A 16302-nucleotide genomic window follows, 5' to 3' on the forward strand; every position below is an offset into this window, starting at 1 on the left:
TGTGTAAGAGAGTATTCTCAGATACGTTTTTTTAATCTTGGAGGAGGTGTTTAGTTGTCTTATATGAGACTGAATATTCAGTCTCATATAAGACAACTTAGTCTCCCTAGACTCTGTTCTTCATGAACAAAATTTGGTCTTTCAGTATCTTTCTTCAAACATATCTTGAAGTGCCTTGTATGCCGTAGAAAACCCTTTAAGTTTTCTAGTGGACCATTTTTCATTCAAGTCCTGTACCGTTAAGAACGTGATTTTTTCTGCTGCTTCAATACTGGTTAAGCTGTTCATCGTTTTGAGTCGTTTACGTATATCTTTAATCGTTCGTTCAATCGCATTGGTCGTGTAGATGACACTACGAATACTGGTCGGATATTTCATGAATGTTAGGAGGACATCTAAATCTTGTTCCCAAGATTGGACTTCTCTAGGATACTTTTTAGACCACTTGTCTTTAAACTCATGAAAGGCTTGAATGGCTGCGTCTCTTGTCATCGAACGATAGATCAGCTTTAGGTCTTCAGCCACTTCAAATTGGTCTTTTTTCCTTACCTTGTTTAACGTATTTCTTACTTTGTGGACCACACATCGTTGAACATCGGCTTTCGGATAGACGGCTTTAAAGGCTTCTTCAAGACCTGGGAGTCCATCAAAAACACCAAGTAAGACTTCATGAGCACCGCGTGTATAAAGGTCTTGGAGAATCTCTTGCCAGCCATGCGCGCTTTCTTGACCTCCAACGTAAAAGCCAAGAATTTCACGATAACCTTCTTCATTGACACCAAGAACAACGTAAATGACTTCTTTGGCATACGTATCACGACGAACTTTTATATAAAACCCATCAAGATACAACACAGAATACCGTTTGTTTAATGGACGTTGTTGCCATTTTTGAATATCCTCCAACGCGGCATCTGTAATATGACTAATCGTGGTAGGAGAGTAGGTTGAACCAAGAATTCTTTCGATAAACTTCCCAATTTCTCGAGTGCTCATCCCACTTTGATACATTTTAATAATCGCCTGTTCCAGCCAGCCGTCTTGACGTTGATAAGGCTCAAACAGTTGAGTCTGGAAATCCCCGTTGCGATCTCTTGGAACCGTAAGAGCTTCTATTTTCCCGTACTTTGTATCAAGAGTACGGTGATAATAACCATTTCTTGAGTTTTGAACGTGTTCCTGTTCCACTTGGAGGAAATTTTTGATTTCTTCTCTCATGATGAATTCAAGCTTTTCTTGAACAAAATCTTTTATCATATTTTCCAGTTGATTTGCGAAATCTGAGTTGAGTATACTATTACTCATAAGGTAGGGTATCTCCTTTCAGTTTTGTTTGGTCGCAAATCTGAGAATACCCTGCCTTTTTCTTTTTTTCTAGTAGAAAAATTTGCTTACACAAAATAATTTACATCATCTTTTTATACCTCTTTTCAAGAACGATGAATCGTTTTTTCAAATGATAGCTATTAAAATTAGCACCATTTTTTGGCTAAAATCCTTGAAACGTACCAAAAAGCTGATTAAACACCATGATGATTTTCGTCAACCAGTCAAAAAACAAGAGCACCCCCATCAAAATCATCAAATGTCCACCCACTTTGACGATCCATCCACTATGTGTCCGCATCCATTTCAATCTGCCGATAAAGAATGACAAAATAAAAAACGGAATAGCGAAACCAAGCGTATAGGCAGACATATAAAGGAATCCAGATTCCGGATTGGAGGCTGCTAAAGCGATGACAGACATTAAAATGGGGCCCGTACATGGCGTCCAGCCGGCGGCAAAGGCCATCCCTATCAAGATGGAGCCTAAGTAGCCAGAAGGCCGGTTTTTAAATTGAAAGCGCCGCTCCTTCATGAAAAATTCGGGTTTCAATAGGCCGGCTACGATCAAACCAAAAAAAATAATGCATAAAGCGCCAATTTGTCGGATGAGATCTTGATAGTTGCGAAAAAAGGATCCAACAAAGGAAGTGGCAAATCCAAGTGAAATAAAAATAGCAGAAAATCCGACTAAAAAAAAGAAAGTATGGAGCAAACTTCTCTTTTGCAACATCGCGTTTTCTGTTTTTAACTCATTGACACTCATTCCTGTTATATAGGATAAAAAAGCAGGATATAAAGGCAGACAGCAGGGAGAAATAAAACTTAAAAACCCCGCTCCAAAAGCCAGCAGCCCATTTACATCGGTCAATCGTTCCACTCCCTTTCTTTCGTTCTTCCATTTTAGCAGAGACGCAGACGAAATTTCCGCCTGAAAATTTGAACATTTTGTGGCAAGCTGATCGAGTTTCAAGAAACTATTAAGAAAACTTTTCGCATCCTAACATCCATTTTTTTCTTTCTTCCGGATTATATCATCAGCAAAATGTTTGCTTAAACAAAAAGAAATTATTCACAATCACACTGATTCATTAGCGGGATGATAGATTTCTTCACTAGTTCAATAAAGGCACGTACTGTCGGGGATAGATTGCCGCTTTTCCAAGCAAGAGCGGTCGTAGTATATGGATGATTCCGAATGTTACGATAAATGACTTTATTTTTAAAAATGCTTTGTATGGAAGCTGGTACAAGAGCAACGCCCATTCCCGATGAAACAAGCGATAGAACCGTAGATAATTCTTTTGTTTCTTGCACTACCTTTGGACTAAATCCTGCCTGATAACATAATTTTATCAATGTATCATAATGTCTCTGATTTGCCTTTCTTCCCGTCACTATGAATGGATCATTGGATAAATCGTTAAGATTGATCGAAGATGTTTCGCGTGCTAGTGGATGATCCTTTGGTAAAGCGATCACCATAGGCTCTTGTCGAATGACTTCAAAAAGTACGTTGTCATTTTCAATAGGATGACATAGTATGCCCACATCAATACGTCCTTCGTGTAAAGCTTTCACTTGTTCTTCTGTCGTTAACTGTAGTAAATCAATATGAATATTAGGGTATTTTTTTCGATAATGCTGAATAATGGCTGGAAGAATATCATAGGATGCGGATGAGATGAAACCGATTGCTATTTCTCCGATCTCACCACGGTTCACCATTCTGACTGTTTCAATTGCGTCCTCTAAATTCTTCAAAATCAGATAAACTTTTTCTAAAAACACCTGCCCTTCTTTTGTTAACTCTACCTTCCTTTTCGTTCGATGGAAAAGCGGCACTCCTATTTCTTCTTCTAATTGGCGAATTTGAGAACTTAGCGGGGGCTGTGCCATATTTAAACGAGCAGCAGCTTTTCCAAAATGTAATTCTTCAGCAACTGTTACGAAATATTTTAAATGTCGTAGTTCCAACACTTTCCTCTCCTTATTAATACTTATTATGTATTAATGTATCCTTAAATATATATTAGACGTATAAAAATGATTCTTGTAAAGTGAAATTACGAAGGTTCCATTCAAAAAGAATGATTCAATGAAAATGGAGGTTAGTATGCGACAAATTCTTCTCCTCACAATAGGTATGTTCACTCTTGGATTTGACGCCTATGTAATAGCTGGTTTGTTGCCGGATATCGGGAAAACGCTTAGAATAAGCGCATCACAAACGGGACAAGCGGTAAGTGTCTTCACACTTTGTTATGCATTAGCTGCACCCATTTTTGCAACATTGTTGTCCGGAAAATCAATACGCAGAATCTTAGTATGGGCACTAGCAGTTTTCTCATTAGGAAATGGGGCTAGTGCAATAGCTTCGAGTTTCTCCATGCTGCTTATAGCTCGTGCAGTTGCAGGAATTGGAGCTGGTCTTTATTCCCCTTTGGCCGCAACTGCTGCTGCTTCCCTCGTTTCCAAAAAGAAACGCGGTCGAGCTCTGGGTATGATGCTAGGCGGCATGAGCACAGGAACCGTTGTAGGAGTTCCGCTTGGATTGATCATTGCTGAACATCTCGATTGGCATGCAACTCTTTGGTTTATTACTGTTTTAGGTCTTGTTGCCATGTTTGGAATCATGATATGGTTTCCAAGTTTTCCAGCTTCGTCTCCACCATCACTTCGTCAACGTGTTGCCATGATAGCAAATGGACGGAATGCGGCAATTATTAGTATCACTTTTTTGACCAGCACTGCCAGCTTAGGTCTCTACACGTATACTGCATCCATATTGCAAAATGTGGCAGACATTCAATTCATCACACCCTATCTTTGGGCATGGGGGATCGGCGGCGTTGTTGGGAGCTTTTCCATTGGTGCTCTAATCGATCGAACAGGACGGCCAGACATACTTATGATCTGTATTCTAGCCACTATGGCTTTCGCCATGTTCAGTCTGCCATTTGGTCTGAAACTTCCTTCACTTTCTTACCTTTCTTTCATTCTCTGGGGAGCGATGGGGTGGGCTTCACAATCGCCACAGCAACATGCATTACTTCAATTGCATCCGAATCATGGTGCCGCTTCTGTTGCATTAAATAGTTCCGCCAATTATTTAGGTAGCGCTGTAGGTTCCGCTCTTTTTGGATTTGCAATGCTATCAGGATTGACACCTTCTCAAATTCCGTTTGCTGCCGGTTGTCTTGTGTTAGTCACTTTACTAGGGCAATGGGGAATTATATCAAGTAATAAAAAATATAGGAAATATGCGAAAAGAAAGAATAACCACCTAGATTTGTAACAAATATGGATTAATAAAAAAGAATCTCTGTTTGCACTTTTCAGGAAACGGAAAAAATATTCTTATAGCAAGATGTCGTAAAATCAAAGTATAGAAAGAAGCTTTTCAAATCAAACGAATAGCCACCGGATGTTCCTGGGTGGCTTACTTTGAATGTTTTCAACTATTCATTTCCGATTGTTCCTCAAAAATGATGTTTGTTAAAACATTAGTCGCTCGAACGTCCTAGGCAATCGGTGTACCATTTTTAACAGGTTCATCCGGTTTTAAGAGTACCACATCCCCTTCTTCCGGAATACCGCCAAGCACCAAAACCTCCGATTTAAAACCTGCAATTCGTCTGGCGGGAAAGTTTACTACTGCGACTACTTGACGTCCAATAAGCTGTTCCGGTTCATATCTCTTTGTAATTTGGGCTGATGAACGTTTAATACCCAATTCCCCAAAATCAATTTCTAATTTTATAGCGGGTTTTCGTGCCTCTGGAAAAGATTCTGCCTTAATGATCGTACCAATACGAATATCTAACTTCAAAAAATCCTCTATTGCCGCCATGATAAGACCTCCCATTTTTTATAAAAAAGTGATTAGAGACTTTTCTTAAATAGGAACGATCAAAACCACAAAAGTCGAAGGAAAAACGAGAGCGATAAGTCGAAATAATCTGATAACAAAAAGAGTAGCATAGCTGTCTCGCCCTGTCTAGGAAAACGTAAAATCTGCGGTAAAGACCCGAACGAATCAAAACACCATTCACATTTGAAAGAATCATGATTTATCCGGAAATGCGACCGATTGCAGCTTGCTAGACAGTTTACAATCTATGGGTTTGCTTATACCAAATAAATAAAAAAGACTACTCCTTTCTTTGGTCACGTTTCCATAGAAAAGAATAGTCTTTACTTAAATAGGAAAAATTAATCTGATAAAAATGGAAAATTCCGATGAAAAATTAACCAATTGATGCTCTTAAGTTTTGAAATTCACTTGAACGTGAACTCAATAATACAGAAATCCTTTAGATGTCCAAAGCATTTATTGTTTAAACTGTTTGTTCATCGCGTTCATCATTTGATTAATTTTCTTTTGGGACGGCTTCATGCCCATTTGCATCATCATCATTCGAAGCATTTGTTCATTGATAGGTGGGTTTTTCTTTAAATAATCCATCATGTATTTGCGTGCAATAAAAAATCCTAGCGCAACTCCGGCGAGCAACGCCAGAACTCCAACTAGCACATACCACATAGTACTTCCTCCTTCATGTTGTCTAATAAGAGTGTACTAAAGGATACCCGATTATACAATATTTTCTTTCACTTTTTCTTTTTTAAACATATTTTCTTTCTTTTAATGGCTTCACCCATCCAAAGCGTCCATTATTAAAATCTAAAGCAAGCAACCGACCGTTAAAATTTTTCAAAGATTCGAAAAATAACATTTCTGAATCATAGCTGCCGGAGGCCTTTAAAAGCATTTTGGTCGATTGAATTTCAAGTGTACTCCCATTCTTTTCTGTAGATTCCATCCGATACGTGTTGCCTTCGACGGTAAATCCTTTTTGCCGTGAAAGATTTTGGCGAATCAACCGATACAATTGCATGACGGGAAGTTCTTCCGTAATATATTGAACTTGCAAATCCAATATACTTCTATATTCTCCTTTTGAATGCATCCAATCATAAAACAAGTGGTAAAATACTTTTTCCCGTCCATAAAAATAAAAGGCAAATTCATCTTTTATCCAATAAATATGATAGAAGCGCAAACCCATCCCCCCGTTTGTCCAATTTTGATCCGTTTTAGTTGGTTATGGCTCATTATAACAAAATGGAACGGCATGTCCTGTAGAATTCTCGTAAAAGGATTTTCTTTTTTTGTCGCTTCCTGTTTATTTCCAAAACGGCTCACGAAAACCAACGTTGTTTTATCAACGAAACAGTCCACACCAGCTTTTTACAAAAACAGCATAAAAAAGCTGCCAGCTTAATGCCAGCAGCTTAAACAAGCTTATTTATTTAATAACTGTTTTACGCGATTTACCACATTTTCTGCCGTAAAACCGTACTCTTTCATGACAATTTCTCCTGGGGCTGATGCTCCAAAACGGTCAATTGCCAAAATTTCTCCTTCGTCTCCAACATATCGTTCCCAGCCGAAAGAGGAAGCCATTTCGATCGCAAGCCGTTTTTTAACGGTTGACGGAATGACTGATTCTTTGTATTCATCTGATTGTTTTTCAAAACGATCCCAAGAAGGCAAGCTGACAACGGAAACGTCAATTCCATCTTCCAAAAGCTGTTTTTGGGCTTCAACTGCTAGATGGACTTCAGAACCGGACGCTAACAAGAGGGCATCTGGAGTTTCTTTAGTAGAAGGAGAAACGACATATCCTCCCTTTTCTACTCCTTCTTGAGCTGTTTCTGCGGTTCCTTTTAACGTCGGTAAATTTTGACGCGATAATACTAATGCAGTTGGTTTATCTTTTGAAGTAAGCGCCATTCTCCACGCAGCTGCGGTTTCATTAGCATCTGCAGGACGGATAACCGATAAATTAGGCATTGCCCGTAAAGACGCCAGCTGTTCAACCGGTTCATGCGTTGGGCCATCTTCACCAACAGCGATGCTGTCATGGGTAAGCACATAAGTAACAGGCAGTCCCATTAGAGCGGCCAAACGAATAGCCGGACGCAAATAATCGGAGAATACGAAGAATGTACCACCAAATACTTTTACTCCACCATGTAGGGCCATTCCATTCATAGCGGCACCCATTGCAAATTCGCGAACACCGAACCAAATGTTACGGCCATCATAAGAATTTGGTCCAAAATCTTTTTCTTCTTTAATGGTCGTTTTGTTAGAACCAGCTAAATCAGCAGATCCGCCGATAAAAGTTGGAACGCGTTTTGCGATCGCATTCAGCACTTCTCCAGAAGATGATCTGCTAGCGATGCTTTTTCCTTCTTCATAAACCGGTATTTCTGCATCCCAATCTTCAGGCAGGTCTCCGTTAATAGCTTGTTCCAATTGTTTTCCTAATTCTGGGTAATCCTTTTTATATTGTGCAAAAAGGTTCAGCCATTCTTTTTCTTTTTCGCTTCCTTTTTCAACCGTTAATTGATGGAAACGTTCATAAACTTCATCCGGAACATAGAAGTCTTCTTCAAAAGTCCATTTGTATGCTTCTTTCGTTTTCTTTAATTCATCTGCTCCAAGAGGTGAGCCATGAACAGACGATGTACCTGCTTTATTAGGAGATCCATAACCGATTACTGTTTTGACTTCGATGATTGTTGGACGCATTTCATCGTTTCGGGCTTCTTCAATGGCTTTGGCAATTTCTTCTAAATTATTGCCGTCTTCTACACGAAGATATTGCCATCCATATGCTTTAAAGCGTTGTTCTACACTTTCTGAAAACGCTTTGTTCAATTCACCGTCCAACGAAATGTCATTGGAGTCATACAGCACGATTAAACGACCAAGTTTTAGATGACCAGCTAAAGAAGCAGCTTCTGCAGAAACCCCTTCCATTAAGTCACCGTCACCGCAAATTGCGTATGTATAATGGTCGACAATTGGATAGTTTTCTTTATTATAAACTGATGCTAAATGACGCTCAGCCATTGCCATTCCGACTGCCATGGCTATTCCTTGTCCGAGTGGTCCGGTTGTAGCTTCAACACCTGGAGTATGGCCATATTCCGGATGTCCAGGAGTTTTGCTTCCCCATTGACGGAAGTTTTTAATATCATCCATTGTCACTCCGTAACCGGAAAGATGAAGCAAACTATAAAGAAGCATCGATCCATGTCCGGCGGAAAGAACAAATCGGTCTCGATTAAACCAATCTGGGTTCTTCGGATTATGATTCATAAAACGGGTCCAGAGGGTATAGGCCATCGGAGCTGTTCCCATTGGCATACCTGGATGCCCGGATTTTGCTTTTTCAATTGCATCAATCGACAATGTTCGAATTGTCGTAATTGCAAGCTGGTCTGTATGGTCAAACATGACTAGCACCCTTTCCAATTCATTTTCTTACATATTTTATATTATATGTCTGTGAGCAATTATACAACAAAATGATATGGTTTGTGAAAAATTACTCAGATTTTCAAACTACCTGATTGAATTTCCCAATTTGAATACTTAAAAGTTGCCATTCGATTGAAAAGAAAAAAAGCTTCCCATCAACATGATGTTAAGGGAAGCAATAATTGGTTGTCAATGAAGCTTTTTCCTCATTTGGATATTTCTTAATTTCTTTGGTGTGACTTCTTGACCAGTTGAATCGAAAACCCGGACCTTTTCAATGGTTTCTTTCATAGAAGAACGAAATGCAGTTAAATATTCAGCGCGCAAACGAGATTGCTCTTTCGCTTCTTCTTGAGTTAATCCAACTGTTTTAGATTTTTTTGCCAGTTCATTGATTCTAGCAATCTTATCACTTGAAAGCATACCGTTGCTCCTTTTCATTTGATATCCCTATTTTAATGGAAATCATACTAGAAATAGAACAAAAAAACAAGAATTCAGTCTTGTTCATTCAACTGTTTCGATTCATTCTTCTGTCTGTCCATATATTCTTGGTAGCGGCGATGGACGGTTGCTTTTGAGACATCGTAGCCGAATCCTCTTAATGTAGCTGCAATTTCCGCAAATGTAAGATCGTTGTTGCGCAATCGAATGATTTCTTCTATTGGGAGTGTTTTGCGTTCTCTGCCTAAAGGATTTCCGGATCCTTTTAAATTCTTTTCAGGCCGATATCCCTTTTCAACTGCTCTTATCATTCCTCTTTTGATTTTTAGATTATGTATTTTTCGCTGATATTCTTCCACCATGCTTACGATTTTAAGAACCATCGAATCCGACTCTGAAAGCTGAAGTTCTCCTTTGTCAGATATGCTAAAAACTTTAGCCCCTTCTTTATAAATGCAATGCAAAAGAGCAATTTTGGCATTGCCTCTTCCAATTCTAGTTTCATCTTGAATCAATACTGCGCCAGCTTTTTTGTCTTTTAACATATCTAACATCTCCAGCACGCCGGGACGATCCAAATCATAACCGCTTGCTTGGTCACGAATAACAGCTGCCAGTTCAAATCCAAACTCTGAAGCGAGCCGTCGAAGTTCCTCTTCTTGCCTTTCCAATGATGTTTCCTGAGTTTCTTTTGTCGTGCTCACTCGGCAATAGATAATGGCCTTCGTGTTTCATCACTCCTCTTTATAAGCAACTTGATGTTTTTTATTCACGGCTGTAACCTGAATAATAATTTTATCACCTGGCTTAATGACAGGGCTGGCAAGATGATTCTTCTGTTCCACCCATTTGACAAATTCATTATAATCCATGTTGTGATGGTCCCCATATTTCATGGCGATCGACCATAACGAATCTCCTTCATGCACTACGATTTTCTGATAATTTGGCTCCTTTGTCATTTGACCGATGATAAATAAACCGGACAGAACGGAAACAATCACTAAAATGATGGCGAAACGGTAGTTTTTCCACACCCATTTTATCATAAAAATTACCTCCGAACGAATGTTTGTTCTTTTACGAAAGATTGTAATACGAACATTTGTTTGAGTCAACTCTTTTTTCGAACTTATGTTTGTATTCCAACTCTTGGCATGCTATAATACCTTTAACAGAAAGAGATACGGGGGGCTGCCTTAAAATGACTAAGTTATCAAAGAGGCAACAAGAAATCCTTGATTTTATTAAGAACGAAGTGAAAACGAAAGGATATCCACCATCTGTGCGTGAAATTGGCGAAGCAGTAGGGCTAGCTTCCAGTTCGACTGTCCATGGCCATTTGGCGCGTCTTGAGAAAAAAGGGTTGATTAGAAGAGACCCTACAAAGCCTAGAGCGATTGAAATACTCGATGCCGAAGATGATATCATTCCGCGCCAAAATGTGATCAATGTACCAATTGTTGGGAAAGTAACAGCCGGGATTCCCATTACGGCCATTGAAAATATTGAAGAATATTTTCCTCTTCCAGAGAGGCTGGCACCCAGCGATGAACAGATATTTATGCTGGAAGTTATGGGTGACAGCATGATTGAAGCTGGAATTCTTGATGGAGACTACGTCATCGTCCGCCAACAGCAATCCGCACTAAATGGGGAAATTGTTGTCGCTATGACAGACGAAAATGAAGCCACTGTCAAAAGATTTTTTAAAGAAAAAGATTACATAAGGCTTCAGCCTGAAAACTCATCAATGGAACCAATCATTTTGCGTGATGTGAAAATTCTTGGAAAAGTGATTGGAATTTACAGAGAAATTCATTAATGGATGTATACCATAAACGGAAAAAGCTTGTCTTACTTTCTTATATATGTACAGTTGCAATACGTTATGACGCATTACGGAAAAAAGCGCTCATCGCCTGAAGATGAACGCTTTTTTCTTTCTACATTTAATAAATAAAAATATATACAATATTCTTTTGCGATTTTGCTAATTTTTGCTTAGATATAAAGAAAACGATTTCTCATACCAAATTCTTTTCTATCATAGAATGCTGTACCATATTTTTATTGCTGTCAATGAAATTAACACCATTAGTCCATATCTCAACATATTCACATTCATTCTTCTACTCATGAAAGAACCTAATGGAGCACCTAAAAGACTCCCCGCAACAGCAAAAAAAGTTGCCCAAAATGGAATTTCTCCCGTAGTCAATTTTCCGAAAGCCCCTCCGATTGCAGAAAGAAAAACAACAGCTAAGGAAGAAGCAATCGTGATACGCATTGGGATTTTCAAAACGGTTAACATGATAGGAATCAATATAAAAGCCCCTCCAGCGCCGACAATTCCAGATACAATTCCGACTACGAAAGATATTACCATTGCCAAAACTCGGTTGAAAGTGATCTCATTCACCTGCATTCGATCACAGCTTTTATGTTGTGGAATGATCATCAATAGGACGGCAAGAACTGCGAGAACGCCATAGACAATATTAATACTTTCACTTGGTAAAAATTTAGAGCACACTCCTCCTATCAAACTTCCGATCAGTATACTGCCTCCCATATAAAGTACAAGTCCTTTGTGGACGAAAGAAACATCTTTTTTACTCATCTTCCAATAGGCAATCACGCCAGAGAGAGAAGAAAAAAGCACTTGAAACATGCTGATGGAGGATACTTGTTTTGCTGTAAAATGACTGACGTTCAACCAGTCTGGTACATATAATAAAAGAGGATAATTGATAATAGAACCTCCTATACCAAGCATTCCGGAAAAAAATGAACCGATGAACCCAATGAAGAACATCACAAGATACATAAATATACTGATTCCTTCTTTCTGGAGACGAATTTTGGTTTAGTTTATTCACATAAAATCAATGTAAATTCGATATAAATTCGTATACTAATCCCGATTCACAATGTATAATATAACCAATTAAATTTATAGGAATAGAGAGGTTATTTGATGATTCGATTTATTCGATCACTATTCATCGACTATTGTCCGAAATGCAATGAAAGGTTAACATGCTCTAATGATCTTCTCTGCTGCACAAAAGCTTGCCCTTATGGACATTATTCAGAAGAAATTTATGGTCTTCTCGGTGTTCGTTTCGTTTATAAGGATGAAGGAACACCCCAATAAATGGGGTGTTCCTACTTATCGTTTTTGAATCCAAAACTTGATGACTCCATCCTCTTCTTTGCATTCTAACAATTTATGTCCGGTCGTATTGGTCCAGCCAACGAAGTCATTTTTAGCGCCTTGGTCTGTTGCATGGACTTCTAAAATTTGACCGGATTGAAGTTCATCTATAGTTTTTTTTGTTTTGACAATCGGCATAGGACAAGCGAATCCTTTTGCATCTAAAATTTTATCGCTTTTCATATATTGTACACTCCTTTTATTGATCATGAACGGCACAGCGATTTGGACCGATTTCCATTTCTCTTTCTTCATCTTTTGAAGGGGTGATTTTCCCCATATTGGTTTGACGGATTTCCAGATAAGAATTAGGTTGTGGCGGTAAGTTTCCTGTCACTAATTTTCGAAATTCGACTTCTTCTCGGATATTCAACCCTGGATTTGTCTTGAATAATTCACCGAGTCTAGCGGAAACTTTTCCTCCTTCTCCCAACTCACTTATTCGACCAAAATGAGCAGGCAGAACAACTAGATCATCAGAGAACGTTGGAAATAATGTATACAAAGTTTGCCGAAGATCATTCACCCATTCTTCTGCTTTACCCGCCAAGTCAGGTCGACCAATTGATTTCAGAAATAAAATATCTCCTGTAAAAAGATAACGTTGATCTACAATTAGTGACGTGCTGCCAATAGTATGTCCTGGAGAATGGACAGGTTGAATGATGATGGGGATGTTCCCAACCGTAAGATTTTCTCCTTCTACTAATGGATGATATCGAAAAGTGACTTCCGTTGCATCTTTTGGCGGAAGCCAATAGCTTGCCCCAGTCTTTTCAGCTAATCGTCTACCGCCCGAGATATGATCGGCATGAAGGTGGGTATCAATCGTATATTTAATTTGAACGTTGTTTTCTTTGGCAAACTGTTCAAACACTTCAATAGTTCGGACAGCATCTATAACAGCAGCTTCTCCGTTTGAAATGATCATGTAGGAAAGGCAACCTTTTCCTGGACGAACAAATTGATAAACGGAACCGCCATCGGATAAGTCCCCCACTTTAATAGGTTCCAAATGTTCACTCCACGCCCTCATTCCTCCTTGAAGGTAATACACGTTGTTTCTTCCTGCTTCCAGCATTTGCTTTGCTACAAATTTGGACGATCCCTCTTTTGCACATACAACCAGCACTTTTTTCTCTTCAGGAGTTTTATGCAATGCCGGTTCTATCCCATCCAGCAAGTCAAAATAAGGAATATTGATAATATCGATGTTTTCCCCTTCAATTCTCCAATCCTGGAATTCGCTTTGATTTCGAACGTCCAAAATAAATAGCTCTTCTTTATGAAAAATGATTTCGGTTAATTCATGAGGAGTCATTTCTTTTAATTGAGTTGATCTTTCTTCTTTCAATTTTCTTCTACTCCTTTTTTAGAAAGTTAGAGTAACGTTCGCATCCTTCGCAAATTCTAAAAAAGTAACTGCTCCGCCGACATCGATTCCGTCAATGAAATCTTCTTTTTTTAATTTCAAGACATCCATTGTCATTTGACAGGCAATGAATTTCACGCCCATTTCTTTGGCCATCTCCACTAATTCAGGAATCGAAGGTGCATTGGATTCCTTAAATCCTTCCGCATAATGTTCTTTTCCTTCAGGCATTGGCAGTTTTTGATAAGCGTCTTTATGAATGATATTCAATCCTTCAAATGTAAAGAAAATCGCGACTTCGGAATCTGTGGCCGCTGCCGCAGTTGCAATGTTAAACACTTTATATGCGTCAAAAAGTCCTCCGTTGCTTGCAATAATTGCTACTTTATTTTTGGTCATTTACCTTTCTCCTTTCGACTTACTTATCCGTTTCAATAGTCCCTTTCCATTCAGACATACCGGGGATGACATTTTTTACATGTTGAAATCCATTTTCGGCCAATAATTGACTAGCCCTATCACTTCGATTTCCAGTCCGGCATATGACATAAATTTCTTCCTCTCTATTCAATTCCTCCATTCGCGAATTTAATTCACCTAACGGGATATTTTTTGCCCCAGGAATTCTTGCAATAGCATATTCTTCCTGTTCTCTCACATCCAGAATGGTGATTTTTTCATTTCGTTCTATTCGTTTTTCTAATTCCTCATTGGAAACGACATTTGGAAATTTGCTGTCTGATTTCACATCTTCATCGGCGTTTGCTTTTCTAAGATAATGTATCAATACATCTCCTTCTACTTCAGTACCCAGGTATTGATGCCCGGTGGATTTCGCCCATGCTTGGATGTCAGCAACCGATCCCTTATCAGTAGCTTGAATTTCTAATACTTTGCCTGGTTCCAGTTCATCCATTGCTTTTTTTGTTTTGACAACGGGCATCGGGCAAGTTAGTCCTTTCGCGTCCACTATTTTATCTGACAAAATTTTCACTTTAGACCCTCCTTTACTTTTAAAATTTCAGTTCGTAGGGGGATTGAACTTTTATAATACCCATAGGGGTATAATAAAAACATAAAAAATAAAACCCTTCTCATTTAATACCCTCCAGGGTATATATTAAGGGTTCTAAATTAGATTGTCAACTTTAAAATTCAATTACCATTTTTCTTGGTGTCATCCTGATTTAAATGAGAAGCTATTGTGATAGAATTTTCCAATTCATATACTGTCTCTCATTGAAAAAGGTGTCATTACGCACAAAATAATCAAATACATGTTTATAGATCGAAAAATGCAGAATTACGTTGGCGTGGGCAATTGAATTTTGCTTGTTGAAAAGGTTTATAAGTTGATGGAAACTCCATCGAACTTTCTCTTAGATGATATCAAAATGGATTTGTCTCTGAAGGATGATTTGATCTAGACTATTCTCCGAATCGCATTGGACTGTTCCCAGTTCATGAATAAAGCATTTAGCTTTCGTACAAAATTTGGCTGTTGTTAAAGATAGATACCTCTCATATATTTCTGGCTAATCGAGTAGGAGGAGGTGGTGAACCTCCGTCCTCTCACACCACCGTACGTAACGTTCGGTATACGGCGGTTCAATCAAATAAATGACGCTTTTCGCCATATTTACTGTACAGACTTTTCAGCCCTTGGCTACTCCAATAAGAGTTGCCAAGGGTTTTGTGTAATATGGGACTTTTAGAGATTCTCCAATATGATTTCCTCGAATTTCCCCATTCATATGCTTTATATGGTTGAACTCCGAGTTGTATAAGTTTCTTTATTTTCGTTTTCGGCTTCTTCCACTGTTTCCAGATCATCATTCGGAGCCTTCTTCTTATCCATTTATCCAGATTCTTAAAGACAGTAGGGGTGTCAGCTAGTGAAAAATATCCACACCATCCCATTAGGTACTGGTTTAGCCTTTTGATTCTTTCTTCCATTGAGATAGAGTGAGAACGGCTGGTTAGTTTCCTGATTCTATGTTTCATCTTCTGAATGCTCTTCGGAGCGATTCTTATCTTTGGTTCTTTATGATAAATAAAACTGAAACCTAGATAATCCCTTTTCCAAGGGCGGTCTAATGCCGTCTTTTCCCTGTTGACCTTGAGTGCTAGACCCTTCTCTATGAAGTTTGTCATGTTCTCCATTACTCTCTTTCCGGCTTTTCTACTTTTGACAAAGATATTACAATCATCTGCGTATCTATTTGTACTATGACTTCTGCTGAATTCTAACTGTTCAGCAATCTATCGCTAAATTGGTTGCCAACTCAGTTGGCGTGTCCGTCAGACCTCCCCGGGTAAGGGTGCAATCTTTCCTTCCATCCATCTGCTTCATTTACTCTGTATCACCTTCGGCAGAAAGGGCTTTGTTTTGTTTTGCAAACTCACCCAATGATACTTGGCCTTATATGAAGTTCGTGTTCCGAGAGACCCTAAGTTTGCCGCTCGCTTCCTTCGGATTCCGTGTCACCACGGACACCCTTGCGTTAAGCTAGCCGCTACTACTGCCTTCGTGGCTCAGGACTTTCACCCTATAGACTGCACCCATGCCAGGCGCACAAATAAAGCTGGTCCCCAATTTTT

The 16302-nt window shown here is 38.9% G+C and carries 17 protein-coding genes and 1 pseudogene; 2 read left to right on the top strand and 16 right to left on the bottom strand.

Going from position 1 to position 16302, the window contains the following annotated elements; genetic code table 11:
• Positions 1–141 precede the first annotated feature (141 nt).
• The 3 genes from NST12_RS08270 to NST12_RS08280 all read right to left on the bottom strand — a co-directional run bounded on the left by NST12_RS08270 (position 142) and on the right by NST12_RS08280 (position 3306).
• Positions 142–1305, bottom strand: coding sequence for an IS256 family transposase (locus tag NST12_RS08270; RefSeq protein WP_048623008.1), 1164 nt, complete (start codon positions 1303–1305; stop codon positions 142–144).
• A 184-nt stretch (positions 1306–1489) separates the two neighbouring features.
• Entirely contained in the window at positions 1490–2197 is a 708-nt protein-coding gene (locus tag NST12_RS08275; protein ID WP_341029502.1) for a cytochrome c biogenesis protein CcdA, read from the bottom strand.
• Positions 2198–2394: 197 nt separating this feature from the next.
• On the bottom strand, positions 2395–3306 hold the full coding sequence (locus NST12_RS08280) for a LysR substrate-binding domain-containing protein (protein ID WP_341029504.1): 912 nt from the start codon (positions 3304–3306) through the stop codon (positions 2395–2397).
• Between the two features lie 136 nt (positions 3307–3442).
• On the opposite strand from NST12_RS08280, the gene NST12_RS08285 reads away from it, so the two are divergent.
• Entirely contained in the window at positions 3443–4624 is a 1182-nt protein-coding gene (locus tag NST12_RS08285; RefSeq protein ID WP_341029507.1) for an MFS transporter, read from the top strand.
• Positions 4625–4849: 225 nt separating this feature from the next.
• On the opposite strand, the gene csaA is transcribed toward NST12_RS08285, so the two are convergent.
• The 7 genes from csaA to yneA form a co-directional block, all read right to left on the bottom strand.
• Positions 4850–5179: a chaperone CsaA gene (gene csaA, locus NST12_RS08290; protein ID WP_048623383.1), complete on the bottom strand. Its 330-nt coding sequence runs from the start codon at positions 5177–5179 to the stop codon at positions 4850–4852.
• Between the two features lie 480 nt (positions 5180–5659).
• The gene (locus NST12_RS08295) at positions 5660–5872 is read right to left on the bottom strand and encodes a YneF family protein (RefSeq protein WP_003352953.1); all 213 of its coding nucleotides are present in this window, start codon (positions 5870–5872) and stop codon (positions 5660–5662) included.
• Positions 5873–5954: 82 nt separating this feature from the next.
• A complete protein-coding gene (sirA, locus tag NST12_RS08300; protein WP_048623384.1) occupies positions 5955–6392 on the bottom strand; it encodes a sporulation inhibitor of replication protein SirA in 438 nt (145 codons plus the stop codon).
• 242 nt (positions 6393–6634) lie between these two features.
• Positions 6635–8641: a transketolase gene (gene tkt, locus NST12_RS08305; RefSeq protein ID WP_341029579.1), complete on the bottom strand. Its 2007-nt coding sequence runs from the start codon at positions 8639–8641 to the stop codon at positions 6635–6637.
• Between the two features lie 213 nt (positions 8642–8854).
• Entirely contained in the window at positions 8855–9088 is a 234-nt protein-coding gene (locus NST12_RS08310) for a DUF896 domain-containing protein (RefSeq protein WP_003352957.1), read from the bottom strand.
• 74 nt (positions 9089–9162) lie between these two features.
• Positions 9163–9828 (bottom strand): YneB family resolvase-like protein, encoded by a 666-nt coding sequence (locus tag NST12_RS08315; protein WP_040340893.1) that lies wholly within the window; start codon positions 9826–9828, stop codon positions 9163–9165.
• A gap of 15 nt (positions 9829–9843) precedes the next feature.
• On the bottom strand, positions 9844–10158 hold the full coding sequence (gene yneA / locus NST12_RS08320) for a cell division suppressor protein YneA (protein ID WP_341100900.1): 315 nt from the start codon (positions 10156–10158) through the stop codon (positions 9844–9846).
• A 155-nt stretch (positions 10159–10313) separates the two neighbouring features.
• Between yneA and lexA the strand changes: the two genes are divergently transcribed.
• A complete protein-coding gene (gene lexA / locus NST12_RS08325) occupies positions 10314–10934 on the top strand; it encodes a transcriptional repressor LexA (RefSeq protein WP_003352960.1) in 621 nt (206 codons plus the stop codon).
• 222 nt (positions 10935–11156) lie between these two features.
• Here lexA and NST12_RS08330 read toward each other — a convergent pair whose 3' ends face one another.
• From NST12_RS08330 to NST12_RS08355, 6 genes and pseudogenes are all read right to left on the bottom strand, one after another.
• Positions 11157–11951 (bottom strand): sulfite exporter TauE/SafE family protein, encoded by a 795-nt coding sequence (locus NST12_RS08330; protein WP_412677360.1) that lies wholly within the window; start codon positions 11949–11951, stop codon positions 11157–11159.
• Between the two features lie 333 nt (positions 11952–12284).
• Positions 12285–12512, bottom strand: a complete 228-nt coding sequence (locus NST12_RS08335; protein ID WP_327803855.1) for a sulfurtransferase TusA family protein — start codon at positions 12510–12512, stop codon at positions 12285–12287.
• 16 nt (positions 12513–12528) lie between these two features.
• On the bottom strand, positions 12529–13650 hold the full coding sequence (locus tag NST12_RS08340; RefSeq protein ID WP_327803890.1) for an MBL fold metallo-hydrolase: 1122 nt from the start codon (positions 13648–13650) through the stop codon (positions 12529–12531).
• 51 nt (positions 13651–13701) lie between these two features.
• A complete protein-coding gene (locus tag NST12_RS08345) occupies positions 13702–14100 on the bottom strand; it encodes a DsrE/DsrF/DrsH-like family protein (protein WP_327803853.1) in 399 nt (132 codons plus the stop codon).
• Between the two features lie 19 nt (positions 14101–14119).
• Positions 14120–14695, bottom strand: coding sequence for a sulfurtransferase TusA family protein (locus tag NST12_RS08350; RefSeq protein WP_327803851.1), 576 nt, complete (start codon positions 14693–14695; stop codon positions 14120–14122).
• A gap of 614 nt (positions 14696–15309) precedes the next feature.
• Positions 15310–15939, bottom strand: a pseudogene (locus NST12_RS08355) (group II intron maturase-specific domain-containing protein); the annotation flags it as partial.
• Positions 15940–16302: the final 363 nt, after the last annotated feature.

Source organism: Bacillus sp. FSL W8-1127 (genome assembly GCF_038006725.1).
GTDB lineage: Bacteria > Bacillota > Bacilli > Bacillales > DSM-4216 > Bacillus_O > Bacillus_O smithii.

What these genes read in the sequence shown, in the direction of transcription:
- NST12_RS08270 (WP_048623008.1), bottom strand. Translation starts at nt 1,305, where the DNA reads ATGAGTAATAGTATACTCAACTCAGATTTCGCAAATCAACTGGAAAAT.
- NST12_RS08285 (WP_341029507.1), top strand. Translation starts at nt 3,443, where the DNA reads ATGCGACAAATTCTTCTCCTCACAATAGGTATGTTCACTCTTGGATTT.
- csaA (WP_048623383.1), bottom strand. Translation starts at nt 5,179, where the DNA reads ATGGCGGCAATAGAGGATTTTTTGAAGTTAGATATTCGTATTGGTACG.
- NST12_RS08295 (WP_003352953.1), bottom strand. Translation starts at nt 5,872, where the DNA reads ATGTGGTATGTGCTAGTTGGAGTTCTGGCGTTGCTCGCCGGAGTTGCG.
- tkt (WP_341029579.1), bottom strand. Translation starts at nt 8,641, where the DNA reads ATGTTTGACCATACAGACCAGCTTGCAATTACGACAATTCGAACATTG.
- NST12_RS08310 (WP_003352957.1), bottom strand. Translation starts at nt 9,088, where the DNA reads ATGCTTTCAAGTGATAAGATTGCTAGAATCAATGAACTGGCAAAAAAA.
- yneA (WP_341100900.1), bottom strand. Translation starts at nt 10,158, where the DNA reads ATGATAAAATGGGTGTGGAAAAACTACCGTTTCGCCATCATTTTAGTG.
- lexA (WP_003352960.1), top strand. Translation starts at nt 10,314, where the DNA reads ATGACTAAGTTATCAAAGAGGCAACAAGAAATCCTTGATTTTATTAAG.
- NST12_RS08335 (WP_327803855.1), bottom strand. Translation starts at nt 12,512, where the DNA reads ATGAAAAGCGATAAAATTTTAGATGCAAAAGGATTCGCTTGTCCTATG.
- NST12_RS08340 (WP_327803890.1), bottom strand. Translation starts at nt 13,650, where the DNA reads ATGACTCCTCATGAATTAACCGAAATCATTTTTCATAAAGAAGAGCTA.
- NST12_RS08345 (WP_327803853.1), bottom strand. Translation starts at nt 14,100, where the DNA reads ATGACCAAAAATAAAGTAGCAATTATTGCAAGCAACGGAGGACTTTTT.